The organism is Corallococcus exercitus, assembly GCF_042231735.1.
Classification (GTDB): Bacteria; Myxococcota; Myxococcia; order Myxococcales; family Myxococcaceae; genus Corallococcus; species Corallococcus exercitus_B.
The window spans coordinates 5,617,240-5,632,207 of sequence record NZ_CP102577.1 but is presented as its reverse complement, the minus strand read 5'-3'; the positions used below and the strand labels follow the sequence as shown (position 1 = coordinate 5,632,207).

General features: G+C 69.3%; 16 protein-coding genes. 10 read left to right on the top strand and 6 right to left on the bottom strand.

The genetic code is table 11. The features are described from left to right. The first annotated feature begins 151 nt into the window (after positions 1 to 151). The 8 genes from NR792_RS22055 to NR792_RS22020 all read left to right on the top strand — a co-directional run bounded on the left by NR792_RS22055 (position 152) and on the right by NR792_RS22020 (position 6,817). Complete coding sequence (locus NR792_RS22055; RefSeq protein WP_375754651.1) at positions 152 to 1,174, top strand: polysaccharide lyase; 1,023 nt, start codon at positions 152 to 154, stop codon at positions 1,172 to 1,174. A 268-nt stretch (positions 1,175 to 1,442) separates the two neighbouring features. Further along, positions 1,443 to 2,075 carry a hypothetical protein gene (locus NR792_RS22050; RefSeq protein WP_375754650.1) on the top strand — a complete coding sequence of 211 codons (633 nt, stop codon included), beginning with the start codon at positions 1,443 to 1,445 and terminating at the stop codon, positions 2,073 to 2,075. Beyond that, on the top strand, positions 2,072 to 2,986 hold the full coding sequence (locus NR792_RS22045; RefSeq protein WP_375754649.1) for a type VI immunity family protein: 915 nt from the start codon (positions 2,072 to 2,074) through the stop codon (positions 2,984 to 2,986). Before NR792_RS22050 ends, NR792_RS22045 begins: the two co-directional genes overlap by 4 nt. Positions 2,987 to 3,180: 194 nt before the next feature. After that, the gene (locus tag NR792_RS22040; protein WP_375754648.1) at positions 3,181 to 3,888 is read left to right on the top strand and encodes a hypothetical protein; all 708 of its coding nucleotides are present in this window, start codon (positions 3,181 to 3,183) and stop codon (positions 3,886 to 3,888) included. Next, on the top strand, positions 3,888 to 4,811 hold the full coding sequence (locus tag NR792_RS22035) for a type VI immunity family protein (RefSeq protein ID WP_375754647.1): 924 nt from the start codon (positions 3,888 to 3,890) through the stop codon (positions 4,809 to 4,811). Before NR792_RS22040 ends, NR792_RS22035 begins: the two co-directional genes overlap by 1 nt. 28 nt (positions 4,812 to 4,839) lie before the next feature. Then, the gene (locus NR792_RS22030) at positions 4,840 to 6,126 is read left to right on the top strand and encodes a TIGR04013 family B12-binding domain/radical SAM domain-containing protein (protein WP_375754646.1); all 1,287 of its coding nucleotides are present in this window, start codon (positions 4,840 to 4,842) and stop codon (positions 6,124 to 6,126) included. A 22-nt stretch (positions 6,127 to 6,148) separates the two neighbouring features. Continuing rightward, on the top strand, positions 6,149 to 6,490 hold the full coding sequence (locus NR792_RS22025) for a hypothetical protein (RefSeq protein ID WP_375754645.1): 342 nt from the start codon (positions 6,149 to 6,151) through the stop codon (positions 6,488 to 6,490). A gap of 81 nt (positions 6,491 to 6,571) precedes the next feature. Continuing rightward, positions 6,572 to 6,817: a hypothetical protein gene (locus NR792_RS22020; RefSeq protein ID WP_375754644.1), complete on the top strand. Its 246-nt coding sequence runs from the start codon at positions 6,572 to 6,574 to the stop codon at positions 6,815 to 6,817. A gap of 61 nt (positions 6,818 to 6,878) precedes the next feature. On the opposite strand, the gene NR792_RS22015 is transcribed toward NR792_RS22020, so the two are convergent. The 3 genes from NR792_RS22015 to aceB all read right to left on the bottom strand — a co-directional run bounded on the left by NR792_RS22015 (position 6,879) and on the right by aceB (position 10,474). Continuing rightward, positions 6,879 to 7,286: a hypothetical protein gene (locus NR792_RS22015; RefSeq protein WP_375754643.1), complete on the bottom strand. Its 408-nt coding sequence runs from the start codon at positions 7,284 to 7,286 to the stop codon at positions 6,879 to 6,881. Between the two features lie 213 nt (positions 7,287 to 7,499). Then, positions 7,500 to 8,786 carry an isocitrate lyase gene (gene aceA, locus NR792_RS22010; protein WP_375754642.1) on the bottom strand — a complete coding sequence of 429 codons (1,287 nt, stop codon included), beginning with the start codon at positions 8,784 to 8,786 and terminating at the stop codon, positions 7,500 to 7,502. A 65-nt stretch (positions 8,787 to 8,851) separates the two neighbouring features. Next, a complete protein-coding gene (aceB, locus tag NR792_RS22005) occupies positions 8,852 to 10,474 on the bottom strand; it encodes a malate synthase A (RefSeq protein WP_375754641.1) in 1,623 nt (540 codons plus the stop codon). Between the two features lie 273 nt (positions 10,475 to 10,747). Between aceB and NR792_RS22000 the strand changes: the two genes are divergently transcribed. Beyond that, positions 10,748 to 11,107 (top strand): PspC domain-containing protein, encoded by a 360-nt coding sequence (locus NR792_RS22000; RefSeq protein ID WP_375754640.1) that lies wholly within the window; start codon positions 10,748 to 10,750, stop codon positions 11,105 to 11,107. Positions 11,108 to 11,144: 37 nt separating this feature from the next. On the opposite strand, the gene NR792_RS21995 is transcribed toward NR792_RS22000, so the two are convergent. Next, positions 11,145 to 13,049 (bottom strand): methyl-accepting chemotaxis protein, encoded by a 1,905-nt coding sequence (locus tag NR792_RS21995; RefSeq protein ID WP_375754639.1) that lies wholly within the window; start codon positions 13,047 to 13,049, stop codon positions 11,145 to 11,147. Between the two features lie 31 nt (positions 13,050 to 13,080). Beyond that, positions 13,081 to 13,617, bottom strand: a complete 537-nt coding sequence (locus tag NR792_RS21990) for a PDC sensor domain-containing protein (RefSeq protein WP_375761667.1) — start codon at positions 13,615 to 13,617, stop codon at positions 13,081 to 13,083. A gap of 241 nt (positions 13,618 to 13,858) precedes the next feature. On the opposite strand from NR792_RS21990, the gene NR792_RS21985 reads away from it, so the two are divergent. After that, on the top strand, positions 13,859 to 14,437 hold the full coding sequence (locus NR792_RS21985) for a Uma2 family endonuclease (RefSeq protein ID WP_375754637.1): 579 nt from the start codon (positions 13,859 to 13,861) through the stop codon (positions 14,435 to 14,437). Here the strand turns inward: NR792_RS21985 and NR792_RS21980 are convergent, their stop codons facing one another. Further along, complete coding sequence (locus tag NR792_RS21980; protein WP_375754635.1) at positions 14,438 to 14,917, bottom strand: MOSC domain-containing protein; 480 nt, start codon at positions 14,915 to 14,917, stop codon at positions 14,438 to 14,440. It lies immediately after the preceding gene. Positions 14,918 to 14,968 lie beyond the last annotated feature (51 nt).

Here is a 14,968-nt window from a genome sequence, read left to right as displayed (position 1 = left end):
TCAGAGAGGGGCTTGTCTGGCCGCATGCCCACTTGCCGGGCGTCTGGGAATGGTTTGGAGATGGAATGAAGACAAGGAATGATGCTGCTCAATCTTTGTCGAAGTTTGAAAGCAAAGCATCACGCCTTCCCCCTCCCCCAAGGATTCCTCATTGAAAGCACTGCACCTCTGGCTCGTGGTTTGTCTGCTCCCGAGCCTCGCTGCGGCGGAAATCGTCTGGCGGGGCGATTTCGAGACGGGCAACCGTTCCCAGTACAGCAAGGAACAGATGGTGAGCTCGGACCGGCTCCAGGTGGTGACGAGCCCGGTTTCGGAGGGCAAGTACGCTCTCAAGGCCACGGTGAAGCAGGGCGATGACCCCATCAACTCCAGCGGCAATCGCAATGAGCTGGTGTACCTGAGCAACGAGAAGGTGGGGTCGGAGTACTGGTACCGCTGGAAGGTGATGTTCCCGAACGACTTCCCCAGCGTGGACGCGTGGCAGCTCTTCACGCAGTGGCACCACGACGGGTGCTGCGGCTCGCCGCCGGTGGAGTTCTTCGTGAAGGGCGAGGTCATCCGCCTGTCGCTGAACGACAGCGGCACGGTGTGGACCACGCCGCTCAAGCGCGGCACATGGCAGGAGTTCGTCTTCCACGTGAAGTGGTCCCCGGACCCGGCCGTGGGCTACGTGGAGCTGTGGCACAACGGCGTCCAGGTGCTGAAGAAGACCAAGGCCATGACGATGTTCTCTGGCCAGAACAACTACCTGAAGCTGGGCCTGTACCGGGACGACAGCATTTCCGCAGTGGGCGTCGTCTACCACGACGGGATGATCCAGGCGACCAGCCGTGAGGACGTGTTCCCGGTGGTGCAGCCGGATCCGGACCCCGTGGTGGACGCGGGCACGCCGGCCGACGCGGGCACGGCGGTGGACGCAGGCACGCCGGTGGACCCCGTGGTGGACGCGGGCACGCCGGTGGATCCGGTGGTGGACGCGGGCACTCCGGTGGACCCGGTGGTGGACGCGGGCACGCCGGTGGATGCGGGCCCGGGCACGAGCGTGAAGCCGTCTCCGCTGGACGAAGGCGACGCGGACTTCCGCGGCGGCTGCTCCACGGGCGGTGGTTCGCTGGCCGCGTTCTCGCTGCTGGGGCTGCTGGGCCTGGCGCGGGCGCGTCGCCGCCGGAGCTGAGCGGCGGGTGAAGGACCCTCCCGCTCCGGTGCGTCCGGGGCGGGAGGCGGGTTGAAGGGGCCTGTGCTTCCATGCGAGGAGGCGCGGCGTGACTCCTCCCCGATGGATGTGGTGGCTGTGCTGCCTCCTGCTGTGGACCGCGTGCGCGGGCCCGGAGGTGCGCAGGCCTCGAAGCTACTCCCAGATAGCAATGGACTCCGCGACGGCGGGGTGTCTGCGCAACCCAGCGTGCGCGTCCCAGGTAGGGCAGGACGCCATCCTGCCGTGGTTGTCCAGGGCCGCTGCCCGTGCGGCCGAGGCCGCGGCGGTGATGCGCCTGTGGGAGGCGGCGGAGGTGGCCCGCGTGGAGCACGTGCTGGTGGAGTGCGCGAAGCGGGCGAACTTCGAGGTGAACGAGCGGATGCTGGGGCCCGGCAAGCGGACCTCACCCGAGGTGTGCCGGGAGAAGGTGGTGGATTCGAACGGCAGGGAAATCACCCGGGCGATGCAATTGGGAGAGGCAAAGCACGCGGCGGCGCTGGAGTGCGTGCAGCGGGAGCTGGGCGTAACGGATGCGGGCCGGTTCAGCCTGGAGCCGCGCTACCTGCGGGACGCGAAGACAGGGCGGATGCGGTGGTTGGATCCGCAGGAGGTCGCGCAATGGCTCAGGGACGGACTGTTCCAGTTGCTCGCGGGGAGCATCGCACCAGATGTGGTGCTGCACGCCTTGGGAAACCCGTTGAATGTGCAGGCCGTCTACGACTTCAAATTCCCGTGCCCGGTGAGCAACTTTCCCCGATGGGAGCCCTATCCTGAAGGGCACCCTTTCGCTCCAAGACAGCAGGGACAGATCTATCAGGAGTTGCTCAAGAGCGAGCGGACACCCCAGCTGGTATCTCCCAACTTTGGAGTCACGCCATGAGCCGGCCAGTCCCCCAAATCCGTGAAGGCATCGATATCGAGGACCAGTGGGTAGTCCTCGTACGAGAGGGGATCAGCATCGCGTTCTACATGCGGCAGCCCCACGAGGTGATGGCCTCGGCCGTGTGGCGAGCACTGGAGCGGTATCGTCAGGCTGTCAGCCCGCGCCAGCCTGGATGGTACGTAGACTCCTCGGGAGACTGGCAGCCCTTGGACTCCGAAGGTGACGCCGTCATACGGAAGCGGCTGCTGGAAAGCTCTGCACTGGTCGAGCTGATTGAGCGCCCCGACTCCGTGACGGGAATTGCTTTCAACTACCGAGGGCAGAGCAAAGCAGTGGCCGGCTTTGAGGAAGAGGAGCGGGAGCGTACCTGTGCCTTGGAGTTCCGGCTGCCCATCGAGTTCCTGGACGAGCAGGGGCCGGAATGGATCCGCTCGCTGGCCATCGACCTGGGACGTGAGCTGCCCTGGAACTCAGGACACGTGGGACTCTCACTTGAAGTGGGCTCCTGGACCCGGACCCTCACGCCGCGCCTGCGTGAAGTGACCCGGCGTCACCCCGGCTTCGACCTGAACCAACTGGACAGACTGGCCCTGTATCTGGGCACAAAGCTTCGTCCCCCAGCGTGGCTCAATTTCCTGGGGCCACCGGTCCTGAACGAACTGGGCGGCGCGGAGGTCCTGCGCTCCCGGCTGCACTCGCCTTCAACCCAGGTCGAAGCCCTGTCCCCGGAGCGCGCGGTGGTCTCTCTAGGCCCTGTTCCCGAAGCCGGGGACCTGGAAACCGGTGACACGCTGCCCGCGTACCGCGAGCTGGCCCGCGTGCTGGAGCCGTGGCTCTACGTGCACAAGGGCGAATGGGGCGGCCTCACTGAAGCCGAGGTCCGCCAGTGGGAGCGCCGCTTCCTCTGACCTCGCACCCGGCAGACGCGCCCCGCTGGTAACAGCCGCTGTGGCCGCGTTGCCAGGGATTGATGCGGTGCTGCTTCCATGCGAGGAGGCGCGGCGTGACTCCTCCCCGATGGATGTGGTGGCTGTGCTGCCTGCTGTGGACCGCGTGCGCGGGCCCGGAGGTGCGAAGGCCTCGAAGCTACTCCCAGATAGCAATGGACTCCGCGACGGCGGGGTGTCTGCGCAACCCGGCGTGCGCGTCCCAGGTGGGGCAGGACGCCATCCTGCCGTGGTTGTCCAGGGCCGCTGCCCGTGCGGCCGAGGCCGCGGCGGTGATGCGCCTGTGGGAGGCGGCGGAGGTGGCCCGTGTGGAGCACGTGCTGGTGGAGTGCGCGAAGCGGGCGAACTTCGAGGTGAACGAGCGGATGTTGGGACCCGGGCAGCGGACGACGCGCGCCATCTGCGAGGAGAAGGTGGTGGACGCGAACGGCCGGGAAGTCACCCGGGGGATGCAGCTTGGAGCGGCCAAGCACGCGGCGGCGCTGGAGTGTGTGCAGCGGGAACTGGGCGACACGGAGGCGGGACGGTTCAGCCTGGAGCCGCGCTACCTGCGGGACGCGAAGACGGGCAGGACGCGGTGGTTGGATCCGGAGGAGGTGGCCCGCTGGCTGGCCGCAGGACAGTTCTTCCTGCTGACAGGGACCATCGCGCCGGATGTGGTGCTGCACGCCTTGGGGAACCCGCTCCAGGTGCAGCGGGTCTACGACTTCAAGTTCCCATGCCCGGTGGATAGCCCCGCAGCCTGGTCACCATACCCGCCAGGGAGCCCTTACGCGGGTCGGTGGCAGGATGAGGTGTACCGGGATCTTCTGGGGAATGACCTGATGCTGAAAACGGTGTCTCCCAACTACGGAGTCAGGTGATGGTCACGCGAGTCCCGAGAGTCCGTGAGACCCTCGATATCGAGGGCGAAACCGTGCTCTTGATCCGAGAAGGCCTCAGCATTGCCTACTATGTGCGGGCTCCTCACGAGGAGATCGCTTCGGCGGTCTGGCGTGCTTTCGAGCGCTATCGAAAGGCCATCGAGCCACGCCAGTTCGACGCGTACCTGGATATCTACACGGGGGACAGGCCACGACTCGATGCGGAGGGGGAGGCGGTTCTTCGGTCCCGGATAGTTGAGCCTGTCTTCGGTGCAGCCGAGGTGCACGAGCTGTATCACTCCGCGACCGGCATCTGCTTCAAGTACGAAGGACGTGGCACCACGGCGCCCAACTTCCACGACACGTACCCAGAGAACACCTGCTGCCTGGAGTTCCGGCTGCCCACCGAGTTCCTGGAGGAGCGCGGGCCGGAGTGGATCCGGGCGTTGGCCATCGACCTGGGACGCGAACTGCCATGGAATTCCGGGCACGCGGGCCTGTCGCTCGAAGTCCATGCCTGGATCCAAGCGCACACGCCGCGCCTCCAAGAAGTGATCCGGCGTCACCCGGGCTTCGATCTGGTGCACCGGCTGAACAGACTCGCCCTGTACCTGGGCACGAAGCTCCGTCCCCCCGCGTGGCTCACGTTCCTGGGCCCGCCGGTGCTCAACGAACTGGGCGGCGCGGCGGGCCTGCGCTCCCGGCTGCACTCACCGTCCACCCAGGTCGAAGCCTTGTCCCCGGACCGCGCGGTGGTCTCTCTCGGCCCTGTTCCCGAAGCCGGGGACCTGGAAACCGGTGACACGCTGCCCGCGTACCGCGAGCTGGCCCGCGTGCTGGAGCCGTGGCTCTACGTGCACAAGGGCGAATGGGGCGGCCTCACTGAAGCCGAGGTCCGCCAGTGGGAGCGCCGCTTCCTCTGACCGTGCTGTGGCATCATCCCCGGCAGCCATGCCGCAGACGCCTCGCAAGGTCTCGCTCGTCCTGAGCTACCAGTACCCCGGCAAGTACGCCTTCACCGTGCTCGCTGGCGCCGTGGAGGCGGACCCCGCGCTCGCGGACGTGTCGCTGCACTTCCCTCGCAACCGCGAGGACCTGCTGACCACCCTGCGCGAGCGCGCGGACGCGGGCGACACCGTCGTCGCCGCGTGGTCCTTCTACTCCGCCAGCTTCGGCCCCTCCGTGGTGGAACTCACCTGGGTGCGCGAACGGCTGGAAGGCCGTGACGTCCTCTGCATCGCGGGCGGCGTGCACGCCACCGCCGAAACCCTCCAGACCCTCCAGGCCGGCTTCGACCTCGTCGCCGTGGGCGAGGGCGAACACACCCTGCGCGCCCTGCTGGCCCGCGTCCTCAAGGGCGAGGACCCGCGCACCACGCACGGCACCGCGCACCTCAAGGACGGCAAGCTCGTGCAGCACGGCCACGGCGAGGGCGTGCGCCTGGACGACTTCCCTCCATTCGCCGCGAAGCACGTGAAGTTCGGCGCCATCGAGATCACCCGCGGCTGCATCTACGCCTGCCGCTTCTGCCAGACGCCCTTCATGTCCAAGGCGCGCTTCCGGCACCGCACCGTCGCCAACATCGCCCGCTGGGCTCGCGAGCTGCGCCGCGCGGGCCGGCGCGACCTGCGCTTCATCACCCCCACGTCCCTGTCCTACGGCACCCCCGACGAGACCGTGAACCTGGCCGCCGTGGAGGAGCTGCTCGCCGCCGTGACGGAGGCCATGGCCCCGGAGGGGCGCATCTACTACGGCACCTTCCCCTCGGAGGTCCGCCCGGAGCACGTCACGCCCGAGGCCCTGGCGCTGCTCAAGCGCTACGTGGCCAACGACAACCTCATCATCGGCGGCCAGTCCGGCTCCGAGCGCATCCTCCAGGCCACCCGGCGCGGCCACGACGTGGAGACTGTGGTGCGCGCCGCGCGGCTCGCGGTGGAGGGCGGCTTCGTGCCCAACGTGGACTTCATCCTGGGCCTGCCCGGCGAGGAGCCCTCGGACGTGGACGCCACCCTGGACCTCATGCAGCGGCTGTCCGACCTGGGCGCCCGCGTGCACGGCCACACCTTCATGCCGCTGCCCGGCACGCCCTACCGCGACGCGGCCCCTGGCCGCCTGGACGCACGCACCCAGCAGCGGCTGGACTTCCTCGCGTCCCAGGGCCGCCTGTACGGCCACTGGAGGGCGCAGGGCGTGCTCGCGGAGGCCATCGCCGCCCGCAGACAGCCGCGCGCCCGCTAGCCGCACCCGTTACACTCCAGCGATGGCTGAACAGACGCCCTACTGGCTCCTCATCTCCGTGCTCTTCAGCTCCCAGCCCCTCACCCCGGCGCTGGCCATGACGCTGCACGAGGCCGCCTTCGAGCTGTACTCGCGCGGCGAGGGCTCACGCGAGGTGGCCGGCGATCTGCTCTCCGGCCGCGTGAACAACCTGCGCAAGGACGTGTCCCTGGGCGGCATCGCCGGGCCCGCCTTCGAGGCGGAGATTGAGACCGAGCGCGGCTCCGGCGTGGTCCGCTTCGTCCTCACCCGCCAGGGGCTGGAGATGATGAAGGCCCAGGCACCGGCCCCAGCGGCCCCCGCGAAGCCGAAGTACCTCAACTGAGGAAGAGGCCCCCTGGCCGCCCGGCCGCTCCCGGAACGGCACTCCGTCACCACCTTGAGGGCTCAAGGGAGGAATGACGGCATGGACCCCAAGGACGAATACCTCAAGAAGAGCGCCGGCATCCCGCTGGACCCCAGCAAGCAGAAGGATCCGGAAGAGCACGGCGACCGGGTGCCTTCGGAAGGCCGCGCCGAGGAGCTCAACGACGTCGCCGGGCAGAACGGCGGGCAGCGCACCGAGGCGGATGAGCCCTGGAACGACACGCGGAACCGGCACGACGGCATCCGCGACAAGTACAACGCCGACAGCGACAAGAAGAAGCCCTGAGGTCTCCCCCAGGGCTTCTCGTGAAGTCAGTGCTGTGAAGGACGGCCCTGGGGCGCGAGAACTAGTCGCGGTCCAGGGTCAGCTTCATGCCGCCCATGTGCAGGATGGACTGGGACATGGACACCGACGACATGATGGCCAGGTCCTCGATGGCCTTCATCTCCTCGCTCTGGGGCTGCGCGCCCGTCTGCGAGCCCGCGGCCTGCTGCTGGGGCTGCTGGCCCGTGACGTTCACCGGCGTGGAGGTGGCGCCCGCGGTGTAGGCGTTCAGCAGCCCGCCGTGCGGCGTGGCCCCCATCTGCGCCAGCGCCGACGACACCACCGAGCCGCCCGTCAGCTGCGCGCCCGCCTTGGGCTGCGCGGCCGCGCCCGACATCAGCGAGCCGAAGCGGCTGCCCGACACGGAGGAGGCGGTGTTCGTCGTGGCCGGCTGCACCCGCGGACCGGAGAGGGACGTGATGCGGTTCATGGCGGCTCCCGTCAAAAAGGCCCCTGTTCAACCCAGGCACGCCCGTGGGCATGCCTGTGGGGCTTCAAGTTCGTTCTCCCCATTATCGCCCGGGGGCCCCGGAAGTTGCCTCTTGGGGTGGGAGAACGGCGAAGGCCGCGGAATCCTGGGGGAATTTCCCCTGGGACGCCACGGCCTTCAGGGCCTTTCAGGCTCGGGGATGATCCGCCCGGCCTAGAACTGGTGGGCCTCGGTGGACTCGTGCAGGGCCAGGGTGCTGGCGCTGCCGCCGGAGATGACCTCGGCGACCTGGTCGAAGTAGCCGGTGCCCACCTCGCGCTGGTGGCGCGTGGCGGTGTAGCCGTGCTTCTCCGCGCCGAACTCCGACTGCTGCATCTCGCTGTAGGCCGCCATGCCGCGGTCCTTGTACTGACGGGCCAGCTCGTACATGGAGAAGTTCAGCGCGTGGAAGCCCGCCAGGGTGACGAACTGGAACTTGTAGCCCATGGCGCCCAGCTCCCGCTGGAACTTCGCGATGGTGCTGTCGTCCAGGTTCTTCTTCCAGTTGAAGGACGGCGAGCAGTTGTACGCGAGCATCTTGTTGGGGAACTGCTTGCGGATGCCCTCGGCGAAGGCCTTGGCCTGCGCCAGGTCCGGGGTGCTGGTCTCGCACCACACGAGGTCCGCGTAGGGCGCGTACGCCAGGCCGCGCGCGATGGCGCACTCCAGGCCGCCCTTGATGCGGTAGAAGCCCTCGCCCGTGCGGCCCGCCGCCTTGTCGATGAAGGCGTGGTCGTACTCGTCCGCGTCGCTCATGAGGAGCTTGGCGCTGTCCGCGTCCGTACGGGCCACGAGCAGCGTGGGCACGCCCATCACGTCCGCCGCCAGGCGCGCCGCGGTCAGCGTGCGCACGAAGTGGCTGGTGGGCACCAGCACCTTGCCGCCCATGTGGCCGCACTTCTTCTCGCTGGCCAGCTGGTCCTCGAAGTGCACGCCCGCGGCGCCCGCTTCAATCATGCCCTTCATCAGCTCGTAGGCGTTGAGCGGACCGCCGAAGCCGGCCTCCGCGTCCGCGATGATGGGCGCGAACCAGTTGCGGTCCTTGCGGCCCTCCGCGTGGTCGATCTGGTCCGCGCGGCGCAGGGCGTTGTTGATCTTCTTCACCACGCTGGGGACGGAGTCCGCCGGGTAGAGGCTCTGGTCCGGGTACATCTGGCCGGCGTTGTTCGCGTCCGCGGCGACCTGCCAGCCGGACAGGTAGATGGCCTTGAGGCCCGCGCGCACCATCTGCACGGCCTGGTTGCCGGTGAGGGCGCCCAGCGCGTTGATGTAGTCCTCCGTGTGGAGCAGCTCCCAGAGGCGGCGGGCGCCCAGCTCCGCCAGCGTGTAGCTCACGCGGATGGAGCCGCGCAGCTTCTCCACGTCCTTCTCGGAGTAGTTGCGCTTGATTCCCTCGAAGCGCTGCGCATGGAGCTTCGCGTGAGGGGAGGCATCGGAAGTGGTCGGCGTCGCGTCGTACATGCCAGGACTCCTCGGGCTTACGGTGAAGGGTGGAAGAAGACGTCGGTACCGCGTGTGGAAGAGGTTCAGGACTGCGGGTCGAGGGCCTCGTAGGCCGGCAGGGTGAGGAAGTCCTCGAAGGCGGGCGCGGTGGACAGCTGCTCGAAGAGGGCGCGGGACTTCTCCATGTGCGCCTGGCCGTAGCGCTCGACGGCGCCCTCGCGGCCCATCCGCGCCATCTCCTCCGCCAGCAGCTTGCGGAACAGCTCCTGGGTCACCTCGCGGCCGTCCTCCAGCGTGGCGCCGTGGTGGATCCACTGCCACACCTGGGCGCGGGAGATTTCCGCCGTGGCCGCGTCCTCCATCAGGTTGTAGAGGGGCACGCAGCCCAGGCCGCCCAGCCACGCGGCGGTGTACTGGATGCCCACGCGGATGTTGTGGCGCAGGCCCTCCTCCGTGCGCGTGCCGGAGGGCACCTGGAGCAGGTCCGCCTCCGTGATGCGGACGTCCTCGCGCTTGTTGGCCACCTGGTTGGGGCCCTGCATCTGCGCGTCGAAGATCTCCTTCGCCACGGGGACCAGACCGGGGTGCGCCACCCAGGTGCCGTCGTGGCCGTTCTTCGCCTCGCGCAGCTTGTCCGCGCGGACCTTGGCCATCACCGCGTCGTTGGCGGCCGCGTCCCCCTTGATGGGGATGAAGGCGGCCATGCCGCCCATGGCGTGCGCGCCCCGGCGGTGGCAGGTCTGGATGAGCAGCTGCGAGTAGGCGTTGAGGAAGCCCTTGTCCATGGTGACCTGCCCGCGGTCGGGCAGCACCACGGAGTCGTCGGACTGGAGCGTCTTGATGAAGCTGAAGATGTAGTCCCAGCGGCCGCAGTTGAGGCCGGCCGAGTGCTCGCGCAGCTCGTAGAGGATTTCGTCCATCTCGAACGCGGCGGGCAGCGTCTCGATGAGGACCGTGGCCTTGATGGTGCCGCGCGGGATGTCCAGCTCGCTCTGGGCCAGGTGGAACACGTCGTTCCACAGCCGGGCCTCCAGGTGGCTCTGCATCTTGGGCAGGTAGAAGTAGGGGCCCGTGCCGCGCTTCAGCAGCTCGCGCGCGTTGTGGAAGAAGAAGAGGCCGAAGTCGAAGAGCGCGCCGGAGATGGGCTTGCCGTCGATGCGCACGTGGCGCTCCGGCAGGTGCCAGCCGCGCGGGCGCACGAAGAGCACGGCGTGCTTGTCGTTGAGCGCGTAGTGCTTCCCGTTCTCCGCCGTGAAGGAGATGGTCTTCCGCACGGCGTCGCGCAGGTTCAGCTGGCCGCGCACCACGTTGTCCCAGGTGGGGCTGTTGGCGTCCTCGAAGTCCGCCATGAAGACGCTGGCGCCGGAGTTGAGCGCGTTGATGATCATCTTCCGGTCCACCGGACCGGTGATTTCCACGCGCCGGTCCTGCAGGTCCGCGGGCACCGGGGACACCCGCCAGTCGCCCTTCCGCACGTCCGCCGTCTCCGGCAGGAAGTGCGGGCGCTCGCCCTTGCGCCAGGCCTGCGCCACCTTCTTGCGCCGCTCCAGCAGGGCTTCCCGCCGTTCACCGAAGGTGCGGACCAGCTTGGCCACGAAGGCCATGGCGTCCTGCGTCAGCACCTCCGCGTAGTCCGGATGCCAGGCCCCCTCCACGGTCACGCCGGGGCCGAAGGCCGGGGGGTTCTGGGAGGTGCGCGCGTCCATGTCGGCTCCTGACGAGATGCGTTGTAAAAACGGCTCAACGGGCTGAAAGATGCTCCCACCGTCTAGGGATGGGAAGCCTTGGTGAATCAGAACCTGCTTGCCTGTAAGGCTGTCAACATCATCCGGATTAAATCTGTAAATCGACTGACGCAGCCGGACACAAACCCCCGGAATCACGGTGTTGGAGGGGGAGGGCAATCGCCGGCGGTGGGGTCCGTAGGTAGGAATGAGACCCCCATGTGCCAAGCGGGGATCTGATGGAGAGGTCACCTCATGGACGTCACGACACGGTGCAGGGCTTGTTCGAGGGAGCTGTCCGGGGAGGCGACGCGCTGCTCGCACTGCCGCACGCGCACGGTGCCGATGCACCGGGGCGAGGGGCGGGCGCTCCTGGGCGTCTGCGCGGCGCTGGCCCGCGAGCTCGGCGTGGATCCGGCGCTGGTGCGGGTGGCGTTCGTGCTGATGTTCTTCGCGTCCGGCGGGATGAGCGCGGGGCTCTACCTGCTGCTCTGGGCGTTCCTCCCGGCGAAGGCCCATGGCCGGGCCCCGCTGCAGGGGCCGCTGGACTGGGTGTCCAAGGTGGCGAACGCGCCGGTGGACGACGACACGCCCCGCTGGGAGAAGCGCGTCTAGGCCGCTCCTGGCGTGGCCTGGGGGCTGGCGCGTCCGGCTAGACGCGCCAGACGCCGGCCACGGACTCCATGCGCTCGGCCACGCCGCGCAGGGCGAGCGTCATCCGCTGGGTGCCGTACATGGCCTGGAGGGTGTCGTCCATCATCCCGGACAGCTCCGTGACGGCGGTGAAGATTTGGGCGATGCCGGCGTTCTGCTGGATGACGGCGGCGGCGATCTGCTGGGCCGCGGACGCGTTGTCCTGGATGATGTCCGTCAGCGCGCGCAGGCTCTGGCCGCTCTCGCGCACCTGGGCCAGGCCCGCCTCGGAGCGGCGCTGGCCCTCCTCGGAGAGCGCCACGGTGTCGCGGATGCCGCCGCGGATGGCGTCCAGGATTTCGCGCACCCGGCCGGTGGCCTGGATGGATTGATCCGCGAGGCTGCGGATCTCCCGCGCCACCACGCCAAAGCCCTTGCCGTGCTCGCCGGAGCGGACCGCTTCGATGGCCGCGTTGAGCGCGAGCATGTTGGACTGGTCCGCCAGGTCCTTCACCGTCTGGGTGATGCCGCCAATCTGGTGCGTGCGCTCGTGGAGGGAGGAGATGCCCTCCGCCAGGCGCGCCCCGTGGTCGCGCAGCTCCTCGAAGCCGTCCAGGCTGGCGCCGAGCGCCGTCTGTCCGGCGCCGCCCGCCTCGCGCGCCCGCGCCACCAGCGCGAGCACCGCCTGCGAGCGCTCCGCGGCCAGCTGCGAGGTCTGTTGGATCTCCTTCGCGGTGACCTGCGTCTCCTGGATGGCGGCGCCCTGGCGGGTGAGGTTGCGCTCCTGCTGCTCGGTGGCCTGGGTCAGCTCGCCCACCGTCTGGCCCAGCACCCGGGTGGCCTGCTGGAGGCTGGTGGTGGACTCGCGCAGGTGGTCCATCATCCGTGAGAAGGCGGAGGCCAGCTCGCCCACCTCGTCCCGGGCGCCGCGGGACTCCACGCGCTGGGTGAGGTCGCCCTCGCGCACCACGCGGGACACCAGCTCGCTCAGCGTGGTGATGGGCTGTGTCACACCGCGCGCCAGGGCCCAGGCGGCCAGGACGGCCAGCCCCAGGAGGGCCATCACCGCGAAGAGGCTGAGCTGCAGGAAGCGCCGCAGGGGCAGGAAGGCCTCTTGCGCGTCCATCGCCGCCACGAAGCGCCAGGCCCGGCCCGCGGCGAAGCGGGCCTTGTCGTCGTGGGCTTCAGCCCGGACGGGGTCCACGAGGGCCGGCGCGTTCGCGGCCCGGGAGCTGAAGAGGCGGCCGCCGCCCGGCGCGAGGATTTCCAGGGTGAAGCTCTTCTGGCCCCGGTCCCGCGAGCGCTGGAGCGCGCCCGCGACCACCTCCTCCAGCTGGTCCCAGTCATACGCGGCCAGCAGCACGCCCACCCGCGCGCCGGAGATGGGGCTGAGCACGGGCAGGGCCAGGGGCATCACCTGGCGGGCGAAGAAGGGGTCCTTCCTCGTGAGGGCGCCCGTGAGGACGGCGGGGTCCAGCCGGTCCTCCAGCGCCGTCTGGAACCAGGGCGCGGCGCGCACCTCCTGCTCGCGGCCCGCGAAGGCCTGGCGCAGCTCCGGCCGGCTCACGGAGACGGCGCGCCCGTCGGGGGTGAACAGCACCAGGCCCGCGAAGCTGGCGTGCCGGCCGTTGAGCGAGGCGAGCACCGCGTCGCTCTTGGCGTAGGTGTCGAAGAGGAGCGCGCCGCGCACGATGGCGTCCTCGGTCCACGCGCGCGCGTTCGCTTCGCGCTCGTGCAGGGACGACTCGATGAGGTCTTGCAGGCCTTCGGCCTCCACCTGGAGCACGCCGTGCACCTGCTGCTCCAGGTTGCGCCGGATGACGTGGACGCCCACCACGACGACGGGGGTGAGGGCCGCGACGAGCAGCAGGCAGACCCACAGCGTGAGGCGGCCCCGCAACTTCAAACCGGACAGCAGGCGCATTCGCGAAGACCCTGGGAAGAGGCGGTGGGCGTCACAGGTCGAGCAGGGACAGGCCCACGGTCAGCGCGCCGATGACCTGGGCGCCGTCGCGGACGGGGAGGGACACCTGGATGACGTAGGCCTGGGAGGACTCGTCGAAGAAGGGGGCTTCGCGCAGCGCCGGTCCGCCCCGGCCCCCGGCATAGGTGAGGCGCCACTTGGCCTCGTCCCCCTGCCAGTAGTCGGACGTGCGCCGGCTGGCGCAGACGAGCGCGCCCTGGCCGTCCATGGTGAAGGCCTCCGCCATCGCCGGGCCCAGCCGCTCCCGCAGGCGGCGCAGCGCGCCCGTGCAGGGGGCGTCCAGCACGCGCTGCTTGAAGGGCGTGAGGGCGGGGGTCGCCATCCACTCCGCGTCGTGCTGCTGGATGGTGGCGAGCGGCGTGCGGCGCGCGTTCTGGTCGCGGATGGCCCGCACCACCTCCGGGTCCTCGGCAAGCCGCCGCAGGTGCGGCATCACGCCGTCCACCTTCCGCAGCTGCGCGACACCATCGGGGGGGAGCTGGCCCCCAACGGTCAGCGCCAATCCCATCCACAACATGGACATAACCAGACGCCCCAGGAGCCGTGAGGAACGGTTGAGAAAAAGTGTGTCACGGAACCGTTCACTCCGTCACGCAGGCAGGCGTGATTTGAATTATTCAAAGTAAGCCTGTTTTCACAGGCTCCAGGGCGGCCAGCACTGCACGGGCCTGGCTTCCTGCTCCCGTGTTCCGGACTTCGGGTGGGCCGCTGGCTTGAGGATGTCAGGGGTAGGGGGCATCCTGGCGCGCATGGGCGATGGCAACGGGAGTGGGAAGGGGAAGTCGGTGACGTACGCCGTCCTGGAGGACGTGCCGCCGACGAAGGTGGGGGAGATCATCGAAGGGGAGCTGGTCGTCAGCCCCAGACCGGCGTCCCGCCACACGCGGGCGGCGTCGCGGTTGGGCGCCTTGCTGGATGGCCCCTTCGACCGGGGACGTGACGGGCCGGGCGGGTGGCTCATCCTGGATGAACCGGAGCTGCGTTTCCCGGGGACGGGGGACGCGTTGGTGCCGGACCTGGCGGGATGGCGGCGTGAGCGCATGCCGCGGATGCCAGACACGCCCGTCTTCTCCCTGGCGCCAGATTGGATTTGCGAGGTGCTGTCCCCCTCCACCCGGAGGTGGGACCGGGGACCGAAGATGCGTGTCTATGCCCGGGCCGGCGTGGAGTGGCTGTGGTTCATCAAGCCGCTGGAGGAGGGACTGGAGATCCACCAGCTGCGGGAGGGGCAATGGACCTTGTCTGGCGTTCATCTCGGGCGAGGCACGGTGCACCCCGCGCCCTTCGATGCGGTGCCGTTGGAGCTGGGCGCGCTCTGGGAGCGCTGATCAGGGCAGCTTCGGCCGGATGATGCGCGGTGCGTCCGGGTTCACGTCCAGCAGGCGCACGGTGTCGCCTTCGTGCACGGTGCCCGCTTTCAGCACCCGCGCGAGCTGACCCCTCCGGCCCCAGCTGTCCTTCAGCAGGCCGGGGCGCAGGGCGTCCAGCTTCCAGCACGGGACGCAGGGCTCCGTCAGCTCCACCACCACCGCGTCCCCCAGCGCCAGCCGCTGGCCCGGTGGCAGCGCGTCCAGGGACAGGCCCTCCACCAGCACGTTCTCCTTGAGCGCGCCCTCGGGCACGTCCAGCGCCGCGCGCTGCGCTTCGTCCAGCAGCAGCAGCTGGCGCTTGTGGCCCACTGCCCGCCGCTGATGACGGTCGCCCTCGAAGCCGTGCTGCTCCACGGCGTGGGCCTCCGGGACCCGGCGCATGGGCGCGCCCCGCTCCTGGGCCAGGAAGAGGGCCTTGATGATTCCAGGGGTGCTCACGGCGTGACACTAACGCCGCAACGCCCCGGGTGAGCGGGCGTCCTGTCCGCC